The organism is Modestobacter sp. SYSU DS0875 (assembly GCF_054050915.1).
Genome location: NZ_JBJHAH010000024.1, coordinates 26,416 through 43,651 on the forward strand (window position 1 = coordinate 26,416; position 17,236 = coordinate 43,651).

General features: G+C 73.3%; 18 protein-coding genes, 1 tRNA gene, 1 pseudogene and 1 other annotated feature. Of the genes and pseudogenes, 12 read left to right on the forward strand and 8 right to left on the reverse strand.

Features of this window, described 5'->3' with window-relative positions:
• Positions 1 to 339 precede the first annotated feature (339 nt).
• Positions 340 to 1,576, reverse strand: a pseudogene (locus ACI79Y_RS14525) (IS3 family transposase).
• Positions 1,184 to 1,297: a sequence feature (AL1L pseudoknot), on the reverse strand. It overlaps the preceding pseudogene by 114 nt.
• Positions 1,577 to 1,724: 148 nt before the next feature.
• Between ACI79Y_RS14525 and ACI79Y_RS14530 the strand changes: the two are divergent.
• Complete coding sequence (locus tag ACI79Y_RS14530; protein ID WP_457159161.1) at positions 1,725 to 2,579, forward strand: GIY-YIG nuclease family protein; 855 nt, start codon at positions 1,725 to 1,727, stop codon at positions 2,577 to 2,579.
• Positions 2,580 to 2,946: 367 nt separating this feature from the next.
• On the opposite strand, the gene ACI79Y_RS14535 is transcribed toward ACI79Y_RS14530, so the two are convergent.
• A tRNA-Leu gene (locus tag ACI79Y_RS14535) sits at positions 2,947 to 3,031 on the reverse strand.
• An 87-nt stretch (positions 3,032 to 3,118) separates the two neighbouring features.
• Here ACI79Y_RS14535 and ACI79Y_RS14540 point away from each other — a divergent pair.
• Positions 3,119 to 4,447, forward strand: coding sequence for a M20/M25/M40 family metallo-hydrolase (locus ACI79Y_RS14540; RefSeq protein ID WP_457159162.1), 1,329 nt, complete (start codon positions 3,119 to 3,121; stop codon positions 4,445 to 4,447).
• A gap of 22 nt (positions 4,448 to 4,469) precedes the next feature.
• Positions 4,470 to 5,264 (forward strand): SDR family oxidoreductase, encoded by a 795-nt coding sequence (locus tag ACI79Y_RS14545; RefSeq protein ID WP_457159163.1) that lies wholly within the window; start codon positions 4,470 to 4,472, stop codon positions 5,262 to 5,264.
• Positions 5,265 to 5,270: 6 nt separating this feature from the next.
• Here ACI79Y_RS14545 and ACI79Y_RS14550 read toward each other — a convergent pair whose 3' ends face one another.
• On the reverse strand, positions 5,271 to 6,356 hold the full coding sequence (locus ACI79Y_RS14550; RefSeq protein WP_457159164.1) for a PP2C family protein-serine/threonine phosphatase: 1,086 nt from the start codon (positions 6,354 to 6,356) through the stop codon (positions 5,271 to 5,273).
• Positions 6,357 to 6,488: 132 nt separating this feature from the next.
• Between ACI79Y_RS14550 and ACI79Y_RS14555 the strand changes: the two genes are divergently transcribed.
• Positions 6,489 to 7,445, forward strand: a complete 957-nt coding sequence (locus ACI79Y_RS14555) for an NADPH:quinone oxidoreductase family protein (protein ID WP_457159165.1) — start codon at positions 6,489 to 6,491, stop codon at positions 7,443 to 7,445.
• A 21-nt stretch (positions 7,446 to 7,466) separates the two neighbouring features.
• Here the strand turns inward: ACI79Y_RS14555 and ACI79Y_RS14560 are convergent, their stop codons facing one another.
• Positions 7,467 to 7,670 carry a DUF5703 family protein gene (locus tag ACI79Y_RS14560; protein WP_457159166.1) on the reverse strand — a complete coding sequence of 68 codons (204 nt, stop codon included), beginning with the start codon at positions 7,668 to 7,670 and terminating at the stop codon, positions 7,467 to 7,469.
• A 147-nt stretch (positions 7,671 to 7,817) separates the two neighbouring features.
• On the opposite strand from ACI79Y_RS14560, the gene ACI79Y_RS14565 reads away from it, so the two are divergent.
• The gene (locus ACI79Y_RS14565; protein ID WP_457159167.1) at positions 7,818 to 8,072 is read left to right on the forward strand and encodes a hypothetical protein; all 255 of its coding nucleotides are present in this window, start codon (positions 7,818 to 7,820) and stop codon (positions 8,070 to 8,072) included.
• A 66-nt stretch (positions 8,073 to 8,138) separates the two neighbouring features.
• On the forward strand, positions 8,139 to 8,621 hold the full coding sequence (locus ACI79Y_RS14570) for a hypothetical protein (protein ID WP_457159168.1): 483 nt from the start codon (positions 8,139 to 8,141) through the stop codon (positions 8,619 to 8,621).
• Positions 8,622 to 8,684: 63 nt separating this feature from the next.
• On the opposite strand, the gene rpsD is transcribed toward ACI79Y_RS14570, so the two are convergent.
• On the reverse strand, positions 8,685 to 9,287 hold the full coding sequence (rpsD, locus tag ACI79Y_RS14575) for a 30S ribosomal protein S4 (RefSeq protein ID WP_457159169.1): 603 nt from the start codon (positions 9,285 to 9,287) through the stop codon (positions 8,685 to 8,687).
• Positions 9,288 to 9,355: 68 nt separating this feature from the next.
• On the opposite strand from rpsD, the gene ACI79Y_RS14580 reads away from it, so the two are divergent.
• The gene (locus ACI79Y_RS14580) at positions 9,356 to 10,153 is read left to right on the forward strand and encodes a DUF2470 domain-containing protein (protein WP_457159170.1); all 798 of its coding nucleotides are present in this window, start codon (positions 9,356 to 9,358) and stop codon (positions 10,151 to 10,153) included.
• Positions 10,154 to 10,180: 27 nt separating this feature from the next.
• On the opposite strand, the gene ACI79Y_RS14585 is transcribed toward ACI79Y_RS14580, so the two are convergent.
• From ACI79Y_RS14585 to ACI79Y_RS14595, 3 genes are read right to left on the reverse strand one after another with little or no spacing between them, the layout of a single operon-like run.
• Entirely contained in the window at positions 10,181 to 10,471 is a 291-nt protein-coding gene (locus ACI79Y_RS14585) for a GlsB/YeaQ/YmgE family stress response membrane protein (protein WP_457159190.1), read from the reverse strand.
• Between the two features lie 25 nt (positions 10,472 to 10,496).
• Complete coding sequence (locus ACI79Y_RS14590; protein ID WP_457159171.1) at positions 10,497 to 12,458, reverse strand: AAA family ATPase; 1,962 nt, start codon at positions 12,456 to 12,458, stop codon at positions 10,497 to 10,499.
• A gap of 5 nt (positions 12,459 to 12,463) precedes the next feature.
• Complete coding sequence (locus ACI79Y_RS14595; protein WP_457159172.1) at positions 12,464 to 13,444, reverse strand: aldo/keto reductase; 981 nt, start codon at positions 13,442 to 13,444, stop codon at positions 12,464 to 12,466.
• A 154-nt stretch (positions 13,445 to 13,598) separates the two neighbouring features.
• On the opposite strand from ACI79Y_RS14595, the gene ACI79Y_RS14600 reads away from it, so the two are divergent.
• The 5 genes from ACI79Y_RS14600 (at position 13,599) to ACI79Y_RS14620 (ending at position 17,186) form a co-directional block, all read left to right on the forward strand.
• Positions 13,599 to 14,429, forward strand: coding sequence for an undecaprenyl-diphosphate phosphatase (locus ACI79Y_RS14600; protein WP_457159173.1), 831 nt, complete (start codon positions 13,599 to 13,601; stop codon positions 14,427 to 14,429).
• A gap of 71 nt (positions 14,430 to 14,500) precedes the next feature.
• Positions 14,501 to 15,202: a histidine phosphatase family protein gene (locus ACI79Y_RS14605; protein WP_457159174.1), complete on the forward strand. Its 702-nt coding sequence runs from the start codon at positions 14,501 to 14,503 to the stop codon at positions 15,200 to 15,202.
• A gap of 23 nt (positions 15,203 to 15,225) precedes the next feature.
• Positions 15,226 to 15,777: a DUF3090 family protein gene (locus ACI79Y_RS14610; RefSeq protein WP_457138744.1), complete on the forward strand. Its 552-nt coding sequence runs from the start codon at positions 15,226 to 15,228 to the stop codon at positions 15,775 to 15,777.
• Positions 15,778 to 15,796: 19 nt separating this feature from the next.
• Positions 15,797 to 16,663 carry an SCO1664 family protein gene (locus ACI79Y_RS14615; protein ID WP_457159175.1) on the forward strand — a complete coding sequence of 289 codons (867 nt, stop codon included), beginning with the start codon at positions 15,797 to 15,799 and terminating at the stop codon, positions 16,661 to 16,663.
• Positions 16,664 to 16,799: 136 nt separating this feature from the next.
• On the forward strand, positions 16,800 to 17,186 hold the full coding sequence (locus tag ACI79Y_RS14620) for a VOC family protein (protein WP_457159176.1): 387 nt from the start codon (positions 16,800 to 16,802) through the stop codon (positions 17,184 to 17,186).
• Positions 17,187 to 17,236: the final 50 nt, after the last annotated feature.

Below are 17,236 nucleotides of genomic sequence, written 5' to 3' on the forward strand. Positions count from 1 at the left end.
CGGTTCGAACCTGACGGTCCAGTCCGTTGTGTCCTGAAGATGCCGCTCGACGGCCCCAGCCAGCCGGGTGAGGAAGGCCCCTGGTCGCTGATTACCGATCCCATGAACGACGAGAAGCCCGACCGGATGCTTGCCGCCGGGACCCTCTGTCGATCGTCCACCGGTTACTTCTTCGGCCGCCGGCTTGCGCGCCGGGGGTCTCTTGGCTTTGCGTTCCTTGCGCCGTGTGCGTGCGGCTTTCCCGGAACCCATCTGCGTCGCCCCCCCCGTCAGCGCCACTGGACCCGCTCTACCCGCCGGCATCCCGGCTCGCAATCCGCTGCCTGTTCCGTCCCGGGTTCAGTGGAGGCTCGGAACTGACGCGGCGACGGTAGTCGCCGCGGTGTGGTGCCGGTAGAAGTCGTCTTCGTGCTCGGCGGGTGGGATCAGGCCGATCTCGCCGTGCATTCGTCGGTGGTTGAACCAGTCGGGGTACTCGGCGACGGCGATCTTGAGGTCGTCGATGCCCTTCCACGGGCCCTTGTTGCGCACCAGCTCGGCCTTGAACAACGAGGTGAACGCCTCGGCCAGGGCGTTGTCGTAGGAGTCGCCGGTCGAGCCGACCGAGGCGACCGCGCCGGCCTCGGCCAAGCGCTGGGTGTAGCGCACGGCGACGTACTGCACGCCCTTATCCGAGTGGTGGACCAGCCCGGTCACGTCGTGGCCGGTGCGCCGGCGGGTCCAGATGCACCATCTCCAAGGCGTCGAGTGCGAGGTCGGTGCGCAGGGAGCGGGACAGCTGCCAACCGACCACCCGCCGGGAGTAGACGTCGGTGACGAAGGCGGCGTAGACCCAGCCGGTGAAGGTCCGGCAGTAGGTGATGTCGGCAACCCACAACTGGTCCGGGCCGGACGCGGTGAACGCCCGCTCCACCAGGTCCGGGCGGGTGTCCGGGCCGGTCCCAGGCGCCGTGGTGCGCGGGCCCTTCGCCCGCGTGATGCCGCGTATCCCGGCCGTGCGCATCAGCCGCTCGACGGTGCACCGGGCCACGGCGTGGCCCTGCCGGTGCAGCTCGGCGTGGACCTTCCGGGCGCCGTAGACCCCGAAGTTCTCGGCGTGCACCCGCTCGATCACCGCGGTGGTGGCCGCGTCGGTGACCGACCGCGCCGAGGGCGGCCGGGTGCGGTGGGCGTAGTAGGTGCTCGGGGCGATCTGCGGTTGATCACAGATCGGCTCGACCCCGTGCTCATCCCGGTGGCCGTCGATGAACTCGACGATCACCGCTGTGGGCGGTCGAGCTCCGCCGCGAAGAAAGCCGAGGCGCTCTTCAAAATCGCATTCGCCCGCCGCAGCTCGCGGTTCTCCCGCTCCAGCTCGGCCAGCCGAGCCGCGTCATCGGTCGTAGTGCCCGGGCCGGTGTCCTTCATCGATCTCGGCCTGAGTGACCCAGTTGCGCAGCGTCTCAGGGTTGATCCCCAGCTGCTCACCGATCCGCCGCAACGCCCCGGTGCGGGTCGCCGGGTCCCGCCGGGCGTCGACCGCCAGCCGGATCGCCCGCTCCCGCAGCTCGTCGGGGTACTTCCTCGGTGCCGCCATGACTCTAATCCTCACGTGGATTGAGAGGCTCCATCAGACCCGGGGCGGGACACCCCGCCACGAGCGTCTCCTTGGTCTGCCAGGGGTGCGCAGCGCGCGCAGCCATGCGGGCCCTTTCCCATCCTGGCGCGGCCCGTAGGTTTGGATCATGCGGCAGATCGAGACGTCCTCCTTGCGCGGTGACTTGAGCCTCGCGGACCTACTGAGCATGGCGGGCGTCGCGACGGACGACGTGCTCCTCGTCCGGCACACCTACAGCGCCGACGGCCTCACCGGCCCGCAGGACGCCACGGTTGAGAACGTCCTTACCTACTCCCGAGTCCAGGCGCTCCGGCAGAGCAAGATCCCTAGAGATCCGCCTGCCTTGTGGCTCAACTTCGTGGCGGACGGCAAGCGGCGGTCCCGTTTCCTCGCGGCGTACGAGAACAGGGGAGAAGTCCTCGCTGAGCGGACCGACGTCCAGCGGTACTTCGATCTCCACCCGTCCGACGTTCTCGTGTCGCTTAGGAACCGGCTCGTCATCGAGTGGTCGAACGACACGATCAACTGGGCCAAGGCAGGCGGGAAGGCCGATCAGATGCCCGTGGTCGAGATCGCCGACCCTGCCCGAGTGCCGTTTCCAGGCTTCGACGAAGTCCTCATCACGTACGACGAGCTGTTGGCCATCGCTGAGGACTCGCGATACGCGGAGTGGAGGACAGCGCTCGCCGCCGTCCAGGGCGTCTACCTCGTCGCAGACACCAGCAGCGGCGAGCTGTACGTCGGGAAAGCGGACGGCACGGAGCGCCTCCTGGGTCGGTGGAGCGCCTACGCCCGCGACGGCCACGGCGGCAACGTCGCGCTTCGCGAACTTGCAGAGATCGACGTGACTCACCGTCGGCACTTCATCTTCAGCATCTTGCGTGTGTTCGGCCCGACTGCGACTACCGCTGAGGTCGACGCGGCGGAGGCCCATTACAAGCGGGCGCTCCTCTCCCGGCAGTACGGCCTCAACCGGAACTAGCAGGCGGTACCGCGACCATGGCGGCTACGCTGTCCGGAAATGCAGTGAGAAGCAGAAGTGCGTGGGATGGAGCTGCTAGAGGCAGTCCTCCCTCGTCCCCGGGCCAGCGCAGTGCATGCTCCGCCCGAGTGCACCTCAGCTTGGAAGACGTCACGCCCGAAAGTTGGGGGACTCCTGCACGGAGTGGTGACAGGTTGGGTCGAGACTGCTGCAGGACCACCGCCGGCACCGCCGATGAGGGGATAGCTGACCTGCCGTCACCGACCCCTGGTCGGCTGACGTAGTACTTCAGCCATCCAGCGGACATGCCGATGCCAGAAGCGGAAGAACCCCCATCAGCCAGTGAGGCCGTGGGGGTTCAACTCGGTGTCCGAGGGGGGACTTGAACCCCCACGCCCCGCAAGGGGCACTAGCACCTCAAGCTAGCGCGTCTGCCATTCCGCCACCCGGACAGGTGGGCCACCCTCGCGGGCGCCGTGGGCAAGCATAACGGAGCCCGACGGCGACCCGGGACAGGCCCCGGTGGCACCATCGTCGGCATGTCCGAGACCACGCCCCAGCCCCTCGTCACCGCCCAGGCCGAGGTCGCGGACCTGCTGTCCGACCTCATCCGGATCGACACCACGAACACCGGCTCAACCGCGACGAGCGCGGGGGAGCGGGCCGCCGCCGAGTGGGTGGCCGGCAAGCTCGACGAGGTCGGCATCAGCAGCGTCATCCACGAGTCCGAACCCGGCCGCGCGAGCCTGGTCGCCCGGATCGAGGGCGCGAACCGCGACCGGCCGGCGCTGCTGGTGCACGGCCACCTCGACGTCGTCCCGGCCGACCCGTCCGAGTGGAGCGTCCACCCGTTCAGCGGCGAGCAGCGCGACGGCTACGTGTGGGGCCGCGGCGCCGTCGACATGAAGGACATGGACGCGATGACCCTCGCGCTCGTCCGCGACTGGGCCCGCACCGGGGTCAAGCCCGACCGCGACATCGTCCTGGCCTTCGTCGCCGACGAGGAGGCCGGCGGCCGGCACGGCGCGCACTTCATGGTCGACCACCACGCCGACCTCTTCGAGGGCTGCACCGAGGCGATCAGCGAGGTCGGCGGCTTCAGCATCACCGTCCGCGACGACCTCCGCCTGTACCTCGTCCAGACCGCCGAGAAGGGCCTGGCCTGGATGAAGCTCACCGCCCAGGGCCGCCCCGGCCACGGCTCCTTCGTGCACGACGACAACGCGGTCACCCGGCTGGCCCAGGCGGTCTCCCGGATCGGCTCCAGCCGGCTCCCCACCGTGGTGACCCCGCCGATGAAGCAGTTCCTCGCCGAGGTCGGCGCCGCCTACGGCGTCGAGATCGACCCGGACAAGCCCGATGAGGCCCTGGCCCGGCTGGGCAGCATCAGCCGGATGATCGGCGCGGCACTGCGCAACACCGCCAACCCGACCATGCTCGACGCCGGCTACAAGGCCAACGTCATCCCCGGCACCGCCAGCGCGACCATCGACGGCCGCTTCCTCTACGGCCAGGAGGCCGAGTTCGAGGCCCAGCTCGACGAGCTGATCGGCGAGGGCGTCACCCGCGAGTGGATCACCTACGACCAGGCCGTGGAGACGACGTTCGACGGCCCGTCGGTCGACCTGATGGTCCAGGCGCTGCAGGCCGAGGACCCGGGCGCCCGCGCCGTCCCGTTCACCATGAGCGGTGGCACCGACGCCAAGAGCTTCGAGACCCTCGGCATGCGCTGCTTCGGCTTCTCCCCGCTCAAGCTCCCCGCCGACCTGGACTTCGCCTCGCTGTTCCACGGCATCGACGAGCGGATCGCGGTCGACTCGCTGCACTTCGGCATCCGGGTGCTCGACCGGTTCCTGCGCGGGGCCTGACCGGCGCAGGCATGATGCCGGGATGACCGCGATCACCCCGGGCAGCGTCGCCCTGATCACCGGCGGCACCGGCGGGCTGGGCCGCGCCCTCGCCGCCCTGCTGCGCCGGCAGGGGGCGACCGTGGTGCTGGCCGACCTCGACGGCCTGCGCGCCCGGCAGACCGCCGCCGACCTGGGCGCGGCCTTCCTGCCGCTGGACGTCACCGACCGGGCGGCCAACGCCGCCGTCGTCACCCAGGTGGAGGCCGACCACGGTCGGCTGGACGCCGTCTTCCTCAACGCCGGCATCGCCGGCTCCGGGCAGCAGCCGCTGGACGTCGACGACCTGCTGCGCGTGGTCGACGTCGACCTGCTGGGCGTCGTCTACGGCACCGAGGCCGCGTTGCCGGCGCTGCGCCGCGCCGGCGGGGGATCGATCGTGGTCACCGCGTCCCTGGCCGGCCTCGCCCCACAGGCCACCGACCCCGGCTACAGCATCGCCAAGGCCGGTGCGGTGGCGTTCGTCCGCTCGCTGGCGCCCCGGCTGGTGGACGACGGCATCACCCTGTCCGCCGTCTGCCCCGGGTTCGCCGACACCGCGATCATCGACCCGCTGCGCGAGGCGTTCGCCGCCGTCGACTTCCCGGTGCTCGACGCCGATGAGGTCGCCGATGCGATGCTCAGCGCCTGGACCGCCGGGCAGGCCGGAGCCGCGTACGTCGTCCAGCCCGGCGTCGGTGCCGTCCCGTTCCGCTTCCCGGGGGTGCCCAGCGCGAAGACCGCCGACGGGCAGACCGCGACACTGCCCACCGGACTGGTGCCGCCCGGCGGGTCCTGAGGTCGGTCAGTCGCCCACGCGCACGGCCAACACCGCGACGTCGTCGTCCAGCCGGCCGGACATCCCGGTGACCAGTGCGTCGCAGAGCTGCTCGAGCGGCTGGTCGGCGAGGCGGCCCAGCTCCGCGACCAGCCAGTCGGTGCCGGCGTCCAGCGGAGCGTCGCGCCGCTCGATCAGGCCGTCGGTGTACAGGACGACGGTGTCACCGGCCGACAGCACGGCGCTGTGGTCGGTGCGGGGAACGTCGACGGTCAGCCCGAGCAGCAGGTCGGCCGGCCGGTCGAGCAGCTCGACGTGCCCGGCGGCGGTCACCCGCACCGGCGGTGGGTGCCCGGCGTTCGACCAGCGCAGCAGCCTCCCGGTCGATCCGGGCGACGGGCTGGCCGTGGCGGTCACCGCGGTGACCAGGGTGTCCAGCTCCAGCCGGTCGAGCGCGCCGTCCAGTGCGCCGAGCACCGCTGCCGGTGACGTGCCATCCGGTGCGCCGGAGACGGTCAGCGCGATGCCCCGCAGCACGCCGCGCGCCTGGGCCATGGTCGCCGCGGCGGCGACGTCGTGCCCGGCCACGTCGCCGATCACCAGCATGGTGGCGCCGTCCGGGAGGGTGAAGGCGTCGTACCAGTCGCCGCCGACCTGCGCGTTCTTCACCGCGGGCAGATAGCGGACGGCGATCTGCAGGCCCGGCACGGCAGGTGGATCGGTCAGCAGGGCCCGTTGCAGGGACTCAGCGAGCTCGACGGCGGCGCGGGACTCGGCCGCTTCGGCGCTGAGCCGGGTGAGCAGCGCTTCCCGGCGCAGCCGCAGCGTCACGGTGCCCATCGCGAGCACGCCACCCGCCACGATCGCCGCCAGCCGGACGAGCATCGCCGGCAGCGTGTCCGGCTGGTACTGGTCCTCGTCCAGACCGAGCGCCAGGCCGACGACGAGGGCGGCCACCCCGTAGCCGGCGGTGGCGCGGCGGCCCAGGATGGTGGCGGCGGTGAGCGGCGCGATGCAGACCAGCCCGAGGATGATCTGCCCCTGGCTCAGCGCCAACTGGGCCACGGCGAACCCCACCAGGATGCCCAGGGGCAGCACGTGCCGCCGGGCCATTCCCCGATCCACCTGCGTCCGCCTCTCGTCGTGGGGTCCGCAGCCACGGATCGTGACCCTTGGTGGACTGTGCGCACTCTAGCCAGCCCACCCGGGTGACCCGGGTCACTGCGCGCCTGGCAGGGTCGGGGGATGCGTGCCTGGCGAGTCCACGCCCTCGGTGACCCGTCCGAGGTGCTCTCCCTCGACGACGTCGAGCCGCCCGTGCCCGAGAACGGGCAGCTGCTGGTGCGGGTGCGCGCCGCCGGCCTCAACTTCCCCGACGTGCTGATGGTCCGAGGGGAGTACCAGGAGCGGCCCCCGCTGCCGTTCGTCCCCGGCGTCGAGCTGTGCGGGGAGGTGGTCGGCAGTGGGCAGCGGGTGCTCGGCTCACCGGTCGGCGGACCGGGGGCCTTCGCCGAGTACGCGCTGATGGACGCCGCCGCGGCCTGGCCGGTGCCCGACGCCATGCCCGACGAGCAGGCCGCCGCACTGCACCTGACGTACCAGACCGGGCACGTCGGGCTGCACCGCCGGGCGCACCTGCAGGCGGGGGAGTGGCTGCTCGTGCACGCCGGAGCGGGCGGGGTGGGGTCGGCGGCGATCCAGCTCGGCAAGGCCGCCGGCGCCCGGGTGATCGCCACCGCCGGCGGACCGCGGAAGACCGAGGCGTGCACCCGGCTGGGCGCCGACCACGTCATCGACTACACCGACGAGGACGTCGTCGCCCGGGTCAAGGAGCTCACCGGTGGCCACGGCGCCGACGTCGTCTACGACCCGGTGGGCGGTGACGTCTTCGACGCATCCCGGAAGTGCGTGGCCTTCGAGGGACGGATCGTGGTCGTGGGGTTCACCAGCGGCCGCATCCCGCAGGCGCCGGCCAACCACGTGCTGGTGAAGAACTACAGCGTGGTGGGGCTGCACTGGGGGCTCTACCGGCGGCACGACCCGGCGTTGATCGGCACCGTGCACGAGGAGTTGTGCCGGCTCTTCACCGCCGGTGCGATCTCGCCGCTGGTCGGTGACGTCCGCCCGCTCGACGAGTTGCCGCAGGCGATGGCCGCGATCGCCGACCGCGCCACCGTCGGCAAGGTCGTGCTGGTGCCCTGAACGCCGCTCGCGGGTCCGGCCTCAGATCATCGGGCGGGGGAGGTACGACAGTCGCATCCGCCGGCGCATGATGATCTTCCGGGTGCCGTCGGCGTGCAGCTGCAGCCGGGCCAGCTCCCACCCGCCGGTGTCGGACTGGAGGCTCATCAGTTGCGCGGCGGCCGAGCGCGAGGTGCCCGGCGGGATGCGCAGCGGGGCGTACTCGTACTCGGCGGCTGCTGACACCCGACCGATTGTGCCCGTCGTTGGGCCCGTGGTCATGTGGGCGTCACCACCGGTCCACCGGCCGGGGTGTGAGGCCGCGTGGTGCCGGGCAGGGGAGACGGCGGGTCCGGCACCACGCCGGGCCCCCTGAACGGGAAGGAGACGGCCGTGACCGAGCCGAACGCGACCGAGGCCGACCGCCAGGAGCAGGAGCAGGCCGTGGGATCCGGCGGACCCGAGCTCGCCGACGAGGTCGGCCCCGTGGGCGACGGCGTCCCGGAGGCCGACGCCATCGAGCAGCGCCTGACCGCAGTGCCCGGGGGTGGGACCACCTACCGGGGCGCGGCCGTCGAGGCCGACGAGTACGACGTCCTCGAGCAGCAGGCGTCGGTGCCCGACGACGACGACGAGCTCCGCACCTGACGGTCGTCGGGGACCGACGAGCTCCCGGCGCGCCGCGCTGACCTGCGGAGTCGATCACCGTCGGCCATGATCACGATCGTGACCGCCGGCGTGATCATCGTGCTGCTGCTGGTCGGGCTGCCGTTGCTCGCCTGGTGGCTGGGCAGCCGCGACTTCTGGAGCCGCCTGCGGCCGCGTCGGGACGACGACGTGTGGGGCGACGTGGTGCGGACCCATCGGCTCCGCCCGGCCGAGATCGTCGAGGTCCAACGGGCGGTCACGTGGGGCCGTGAGCTGTCCGACCAGCGGTTGCGGGTGGCCGCCGTCGACTGGGCCACCCGGGCGAGGGACTGGCGGGTCCCGCCGAGCCGTCACGCCCGGCTGCTCCTGCTGCTGGTCGTGCTCTGGTTCGTCGGCCAGCTGGTGTCGCTGGTGGTCGCGCTGGTGCAGGGCCGCTGGGGAGATGCGCTGGTGCCGGCGCTCCTGCTGGCCGCCGGGGTGGTGCCGCTGGTCTGGTTCCGGCGCGGGACCAGGCGCGCGATCGAGCTGAACAGCCGGCCGGCGCGGTGACCGCCTGGGTGGCCGTGCGCGCGGGCCGCCGGCAGCACCGGCCGGCGGCCCGCCGCCCGTGGATCAGCGGGAGTAGTACTCCACGACCAGCTGCTCTTCGCAGATCACCGGCACCTCGGAGCGCTGCGGCCGGCGGGCGACCACGCACCGCAGCTGGCTCAGCGACACCTCGAGGTACTTCGGGGCCTCCGCGTGCGCCCCGGATGCGGCCACCTGGAACGGCGCCTTCTCCCGGCTGCGCTCGGCGATCTCCACGACGTCGTAGGGCTGCACCTGGTAACTCGGCCGGTCGACCCGCTGCCCATTTACCGTCACGTGCTGGTGGCTGACCACCTGGCGCGCCTGGTAGATGGTCCGGGCGAAGCCGGCCCGGAGCACCGTCGCGTCCAGGCGCGACTCCAGGTCGATGATCAGCTCCTCGCCGGTCTTGCCGCCGGTGCGCTTGGCCCGGTCGAAGGCGCGGCGCAGCTGCGTCTCGCTGATGTCGTACTGGGCGCGCAGCCGCTGCTTCTCCAGCAGCCGCGTCTTGTAGTCGCTGGTGTTCTTGCGCTTCCGCCCGTGCTCGCCCGGCGGATAGGGGCGCCGCTCGAAGTAGCGCACGTCCTTCGGGGTGAGCGGGATGCCCAGCGCACGGCTGCGCCGGACCTTGGGGCGAGACTGGTTCACACGGACCTCCAGGTTCGGTTAGGCTCACCTTACCCCGACGATGGATCGGGTCGAGCCCGGAGTGACCGATGACGCGATCGACCCGCCCTGCCGCCCCGGTTCCGCCCGCGGAGCCGGTCCGGCCCTCCGCCGCCGAACGCGCCCGCACGGTCGCGGCCCGCCCCGCGGCCGCGGTCTGCGCCGCCGGCATCGACGGCAGCCGGGTGCTCGCCCACACCGTCACCGCCGACGGTCGGGTGCTGCTCGTCGTCCCGACCGGCGGCGAGGTGTGCACCGCGGTCACGCACTGCGCCGACGGCGACCTGGCCGCGCTGCTGCTGGTCACCGACCACGCGCCGGTCCCGCTGCGCGACCCGGTCCGAGGGCAGGTCTGGCTCTCCGGCTGGCTGACCGCGCTGACGGGGGAGGCGGCGCTCGAGGCGGCGCTCGCCTTCGCCGAGGTGGCGCCGGTCGCGGCGCTGCTGGACGTCGGCCGGGGTGCGACCCTGCTCGCGCTGGAGCTGGCCGAGGTCGTGCTGGGGGAGAGCGACGCCGTCCTGGAGATCGACCCGGCGGACTTCCTGGCCGCCGAGCCCGATCCGCTGGTGGAGGTGGACGAGGACGCGCTGCGGCACCTGGCGGAGTCGCACCCCGAGGAGCTGGCGCTGCTGAGTTCGCGGATCCCGTCCGCGTGGCTGGGCCGGGGCGCCCAGGTCCGGCCGCTGGGGCTGGACCGGTGGGGCTTCCGGCTGCGGATCGAGCGGCCGAGGGGCTGCTGCCAGGACGTGCGCATCCCCTTCGCAGACCCGGTCACCTCGGTCGAGGACCTCGGCCCGGCGATCCACCGGCTGATGTGTGCCGCACGGGGCGGCTGCCCGGGGCACTGACCGGCGGTCAGCGCCCCGGACCGGGGGTCAGTGCCGGGCGGAGTTCCGGCTGCCGGTGATGCTCTCGGCAGTGCCGATGAGCAGGACGGCGGCCACGATCGCGACGATCGAGCCGATGATGTTCAGCTCGCCGAAGTCACCGGTGCCGAGCGCCACGGCGACGACGCCGCCGATCAGCGAGCCGACGACGCCGAGGCCCAGGGTGGCCAGGATGCTGAGGTTCTGCTTGCCGGGCTTGATCAGCCGCGCGAGAGCGCCGACGACCAGACCGAAGACGAGGAAACTGATGATGCCCATGGGCGGATCGGTGCCCAGCATGATCACCCGGGCAAACGTGCAGTGATCAACTCCCCAGATCCGCCAGCAGCTGGGCCAGCCGGGTGCGCCGCGGCCGGACGTCGACCTCCCGCACCGCCCGGGCCAGCGCCGCGCCGCTCGCGTGCACGATCGACAGGTGCTTCTGCGCCCGGGTGAGCGCGGTGTAGACCAGCGGCCGGGACAGCATGCCGCCTGCCTCCGGCGGCAGCACGACGACCACCCCCGGCCACTCCGAGCCCTGGGCGCGGTGCACGGTGATCGCCCAGCCGTGCCGCAGGTCGGGGAGTGCGTTGCCGGTGACGGTGACCGGCCCCGAGCTGAAGTCGACCGTCAGCGACCCCTCGCCGGTGCCGGTGACCACGCCGACCTCGCCGTTGGCGAACCCGATGGGCTCCAGGTCCAGGTGGTTGGCGGTGGCCACCACCCGATCGCCGACGTCGAAGCCCCACACCGTCCCGTCGCCCGGGTTGAGCTCCGCCTTCAGCGCCTTGTTCAGCTCGATCGTGCCGGCCGGGCCACGGTGCACCGGGGTGACCACCTGCACCGTCGCCGGGTCGATGCCCAGCGCCCGGGGGATGGAGTCGGTGACCAGCTGCACCACCCGCTTGGCCGCCTCGGCACTGCCGACGGCCGGGACGATGACGACCTCCCGGTCGGGGGACTCGACCTGGGTGAGCTCGCCGGCCCGCACGCCGGTGGCCAGCCGGGCGATCGCGCCGCCGGCGGCCTGCCGGTGCAGCGTGGTCAGCTCGGTCACCGGGACGGCGCCGGAGTCGATCAGGTCGCCCAGCACGTGCCCGGGGCCGATGGAGGGCAGCTGCGCGGGGTCACCGACCAACAGCAGGTGCGTGCCGTCGGCGCAGGCCTCCAGCAGCGAGGCGGTCAGTTCGACGTCGAGCATGGAGGCCTCGTCGACCACCACCACGTCGGCGTCCAGCGGCCACTCCTCGTTGCGGGAGAACCCGCCGGTCATGCCCTGGGCGCCGAGCAGCCGGTGCACCGTGACCGCGGGGTGGTCGGTGAGCTCCTCCAGCCGCTTGGCCGCCCGCCCGGTGGGCGCGGCGAGCGCCACCTCGGTGCCCTTGCTCTGCAGCAGCTGCACCAGCGAGGCGACCGTGCGGCTCTTCCCGGTGCCCGGTCCACCGGTCAGCAGCGAGAACCCGGCACCGAGCACCTGCGCGACCGCCGCCTGCTGCGCGGGGTCCAGCCCCTTGGCCACCGAGCGCACCGACGCCGGGTCGGCGATCCGCTCCGCGGTGGCCATCAGCCGGTGCACGTTCTCCGCCACCGCCTCCTCGGCCATCCCGAACCGGGCCAGGGACAGGGTGCGCAGCGCCGGGTCGGGTTCGGGCAGCTCGTCGTCCGGGCCGAGCGCGTCCTCGTCGAACTCGGGCTCAGGGGGTTCGTGCTCGAGCACCTCACCGGACTCCACCGCCGCGACGATCGCCGCGGCGGGGTCGCCGATGCCCTCGGCGCGCAGCGCGGCGACCACCAGGTCGGCCGGCAGCACGGTGTGCCCGTCGCGGGTGGCGGTGCGCAGCGTGAGCCCGACGATCGCCCGGCCGCGGCGGGCGTCCTGCCGGTCGGCGCCCTTGAGCACCGCGATGGCCAGCCGGTCGGCGTCGCCCAGGGACACCCCGGACAGGCCCAGCAGTGCCCACGGGTCGTCGCGGAGCCGGCGGGCGGCGTCCGGCCCGAGCGCGTCGGCCACCCCGGCGGCGAGCTTGGCCTCCAGCCCGGCGCCGACCAGCAGCCCCACCACCTCGTAGGTGGGCGCGGAGGCGAGGAAGGAGGAGAACAGCCGCTCGGCGCGCTGGCGCCCCACGCGGGGGAGCTTCAGCAGCCGGTCGGCGGTGACGTCGTCGGGCCGGGTGATGCCGGCGGCGGGCAGGTCGGCGGCGGTCCGCTTGCCGAGACCGGGCCACAGGCCGGCGGCGCAGAAGGCGGCGAAGACCGGGTCGCCGCCGGCGGGGGGAGGGGTGCTCACGTCGGTCAGTGCTCCAGGCGGCGCTCGGGATAGGAGAAGTGCGGCGAGGAGACGTCGTCCAGCGCCGTGACGATCGCCGGGGGGAGGCGGACGCCGTCGGTGTCCAGCACCTCCTGCAGCTGCTGGGCGGTGCGCGCCCCCACGACCGGGGCGACGACGCCGGGGCGGTCGCGCAGCCAGGCCAGCGCCACGCCCACGGGGGTGGTGCCCAGCCCCTCGGCCGCGGTGATCACGGCCTGCACCACGCGGTCGGCGTGCGCCGAGCGCAGCTGGTCGATGAAGCCCTGCCACTGCGGGGACGCCCCGCGGGAGTCCTCCGGCGTGGCGTGCCGGTACTTGCCGGTGAGCAGTCCCCGGCCCAGCGGCGACCAGGGCAGGATGCCCAGCCCGAGCGCCTCGGCCGCCGGTGCGACCTCGCGTTCGATGCCGCGCTGCAGCAGCGAGTACTCGACCTGGGTGCTCACGATCGGGGTGCGGCCGGGCCAGGCGCGCTGCCAGGTGGCGGCCTGCGCGGTCTGCCAGCCGGTGTAGTTGCTGATCCCGACGTAACGGGCCCGCCCGGAGGCGACCGCCGCGTCACAGGCGGCCAGCGTCTCCTCCAGCGGCGTGGCGTCGTCCCAGTCGTGCAGCTGCCAGAGGTCGACGTGGTCGAGCCCGAGCCGCCCCAGCGAGGCGTCCAGCGCGGCCAGCAGGTGCCCGCGGGAACCCCCGCGGCCCATCGGGCCGGTGCCGGTGCGGCCGACGGCCTTGGTGGCGACCAGCACGTCGCCCCGGGGGACGACGTCGGCCAGCAGCCGGCCGAGGGTGCGCTCGCTGTCGCCCTGCCCGTAGACGTCCGCGGTGTCGACCAGCGAGCCGCCGGCGTCGACGAAGGCGGTCAGCTGCATCGCCGCCTCGTCCTCGTCGGTGTCCCGGCCCCACGTCATGGTGCCCAGGCCCAGCCGGGAGACGACCAGCCCGCTTCGTCCGAGCGCGCGCTGTTCCACGACCGGTCAACCTACCGGCGACCCGGGCGCCGGCCCCGGATCGCCGGGACACCGGGAGGTCGCCCCGGCCGGCACGGTCACGGGCCCTAAGGTGTGCTGCCGTGCCCACGACCGTCCCGCCCCGTCCCGACCGCCCGGCCCGGGAGTTCTGACCGTGGGGTGGATCGAGGCCGTCGTCCTGGGGCTGGTGCAGGGGCTCACCGAGTTCCTGCCCATCTCCTCCAGCGCGCACCTGCGCGTGGTGGGGGAGGCCTTCGGCTGGGACGACCCGGGTGCCGCGTTCACCGCGATCACCCAGATCGGCACCGAGGTCGCGGTGCTGCTGTACTACCGGCGCAAGATCGGCCAGATCGTCATCACCTGGGTGAAGGCTCTGTGGACCCCGGCGCTCCGCAGCGACCCGGACGCCCGGATGGGCTGGCTGATCATCGTCGGCAGCATCCCGATCGTCGTCCTCGGGCTGCTGTTCCAGGACACGATCGAGACCACGCTGCGCGACCTGCGGATCGTCGCCGTCGCGCTGGTCGCCTTCTCGCTGGTCCTCTACTGGGCCGACCGGGTCGGCCGCACCGAGCGGGAGCTGCCCGACCTCACCGTCAAGCACGGCCTGCTGTACGGCCTGGCCCAGGCGATGGCGCTCATCCCCGGGGTGTCCCGGTCCGGGGGGACGATCACCATGGGCCGATTCCTCGGCTACTCCCGGACGGCCGCCGCCGACTACTCCTTCCTGCTCGCTGTGCCGGCGGTGCTCGGCGCGGGCGTCTTCCAGACCTACGAGGCGCTGACCGGCGACATCGCCGGCGAGGTCGCCTGGGGCCCGACCGTCCTGGCCACGGTGATCGCGTTCGGCGTGGGGCTGACGGTCATCACCTGGCTGCTGCGCTACCTGAAGCGGGGCAGCTTCACCCCGTTCGTCGTCTACCGCATCGTGCTCGGCCTGCTGATGCTCGCGCTGGTCGGCGCCGGGGTGCTCGACCCGACCTGAACGGGGGCGGAGGACCCCCGTCACTCGCTTGCTCGCGGCGGGGCCCTGCACGGGGGCCATAGGCTGGGCCGGTGACCACGCTGATCCTGCTGCGGCACGGACGCACGACGGCCAACACCTCGGGCGTGCTGGCCGGCTGGACCCCCGGCGTGCGGCTGGACGAGTCCGGCGAGGCGCAGGTCCGGGCGGTCGCCGGGCGGCTCGCCGGCGTGCCGCTGGCCGCCGTCGTCAGCAGCCCGCTGGAGCGCTGCCAGCAGACCGCCGGCGCCGTCGTCGAGGGGCGCGAGCTGGAGGTGCAGACCGACGACCGGTTCGGCGAGGCCCGCTACGGCGACTGGACCGGCCGGCCGATCAAGGAGCTGACCAAGGACCCGCTGTGGAAGGTCGTGCAGCAGCACCCCTCCGCCGCGGTCTTCCCCGGACCCGAGGGGGAGGGGCTGGCGCAGACCCAGGCCCGCGCGGTCGCCGCCGTCCGGGAGTGGAACGCGAAGCTCGGTCCCGACGCGGTGTGGCTGGCCTGCAGCCACGGCGACGTGATCAAGGCGGTGCTCGCCGACGCGTTCGGCATGCACCTGGACTCCTTCCAGCGGATCGTCGTCGACCCCGCGTCGATCTCGGTGGTCACCTACACCGACACCCGGCCGTTCGTCGCCCGGGTCAACGACACCGGCGGCGACGTCTCGGCGCTGATCCCCCCGAAGAAGCGGCGCGGACGGCGGAAGGCGTCCTCCGACGCGGTCGTCGGCGGCGGCGCGGGCGCGGGCCACGCCTGAGCGAGCCGCGTAACCTGATCGGCGTGCCACGTCAGGTCTTCCTCTTCGACCGTCCCACCCGGTTCGTCGCCGGCACGGTGGGCCAGCCCGGCGACCGCACCTTCTACCTGCAGGCCTCCGACGAGGCCGGCCGCACGGTCAGCGTGGCGCTGGAGAAGACGCAGGTCCAGGTGCTCGCCGACCGGATGAGCGAGCTGCTCGACGAGATCGCCACCCGGGCCACCGTCGTCGTCCCGCCCGAGGCCGACCCCGACGACCTGGAGCCGCTCACCGCGCCGGTCGACGAGGAGTTCCGGGTCGCCGCGATGGGGCTGGCCTGGGACGGCGAGGCCGCAGCGGTCGTCGTCGAGGCCGTCGCCGCCGGCGACGAGCCGGTCGAGGAGGACGTCATCCTCTCCGACAGCGACGAGGGCCCCGACGCGCTGCGGGTCACCATCACGCCCGCTGCCGCCCGGGCGTTCGTCGCCCGCGCCCGCCGGGTGGTCGCCGCCGGCCGGCCCTCCTGCCCGCTGTGCTCGCTGCCGCTGGACCCGGCCGGGCACGTGTGCCCCCGCCAGAACGGCTACCGCCGCTGACCGGCAGCCGGCCGCCCCGATGACCGACCCCGGCCCGCGCCCCGAGCGGGAGCCCGACGAGGACGTCGTCCTGGAGTGGGTCCCCGCCGACGAGCTCGACGACGACGGTCCCGAGGACGACGACGTCCGCACCCTGGACCCCGCCGCCTTCGACCACGGCGACCGACGCGCCCCCCACGGCCGGGCCGAGATCGACGTGCTGCTGCGCGACGGCGAGCTCGACATGGAGGGCCGGCTGCTCGACGCCAGCAACGTCACCCTCGTCGGCGCCATCCGCACCGACGCACTGGCCGCCACCTGTGTCTACAAGCCGGTGGCGGGGGAGCGGCCGCTGTGGGACTTCCCCGACGGCACGCTGGCCGGCCGGGAGATCAGCGCGCACCTGATCAGCGAGGCGACCGGCTGGTCGATCGTGCCGCCCACCGTGCTGCGCGACGGCCCGTTCGGCACCGGCATGGTGCAGCTGTGGATGGACGGCGACCCGACGGTCGACCTGGCCGAGTTCGTCCGCCGCGACGACCCCGCGCTGCGGCGGATGGCCGTCTTCGACGCGGTGGTGAACAACGCCGACCGCAAGGGCGGCCACATCATCCCGATGCGCGACGGCCACGTGTACGGCGTCGACCACGGCATCTGCTTCTCCGTCGACCCGAAGCTGCGCACCCTGCTGTGGCAGTGGGCCGGCCGGCCGATCCCGGTCGCCCACCTCGAGGTGCTGGAGCGGCTGGCCGAGCAGTTGCGCGGGGACCTGGGGGAGCAGTTGCACGAGCACCTCACCCGGCGCGAGGTGCACCGCACCCAGCAGCGGGTGGCCCAGCTGCTGCGCACCGGGCTGCACCCGCAGCCCTCCGGCGACTGGCCCGCCCTGCCCTGGCCGCCCTTCTGAGCTGTGCCCCGGGATCAGGTGAGCTGATCGTCGTTGCTCCTGGCTCACGGCGTGCGGTGAGCCAGGAGCACGCACGGTGAGCCAGGACGGGCCCAGGGACGTTGTCCGTCATCGCCCCGGCTGCCAGGGTGGGCGGGTGCCGCACCGCAGCCGCCTCGCCGTCCTGCTCATCGACCTGCCCCCGGAGCTGCACGCCCGCGGCCAGCAGTTCTGGTCCGCGGCCACCGGCCACCCGATCGAGCCCGACGCCATCGACGACGTCTGGTCCTCGCTGGGCTCCTTCGCCGACGGCTTCCACCTGGAGGTCCAGCGCACCGGCCCGGGCACGGCACCCCGCTGGCACGTCGACATCGAGACCGACGACGTCCCCGCCGAGGTCCGCCGGCTGGAGGCCCTCGGCGCGGTGCGGATCGCCGACATGGGCGGCTTCTGGCAGATGAAGGACCCCGCCGGGCTGCTGTTCTGCGTCATCGGCGTCCAGACCGGCGAGGAGTTCGAGCGGCACGCCACCACCTGGCCCTGACCCGGCCGACCCCCGTGGAGGGTGACCGGGCACCGGGCGGCCTGCGGTCG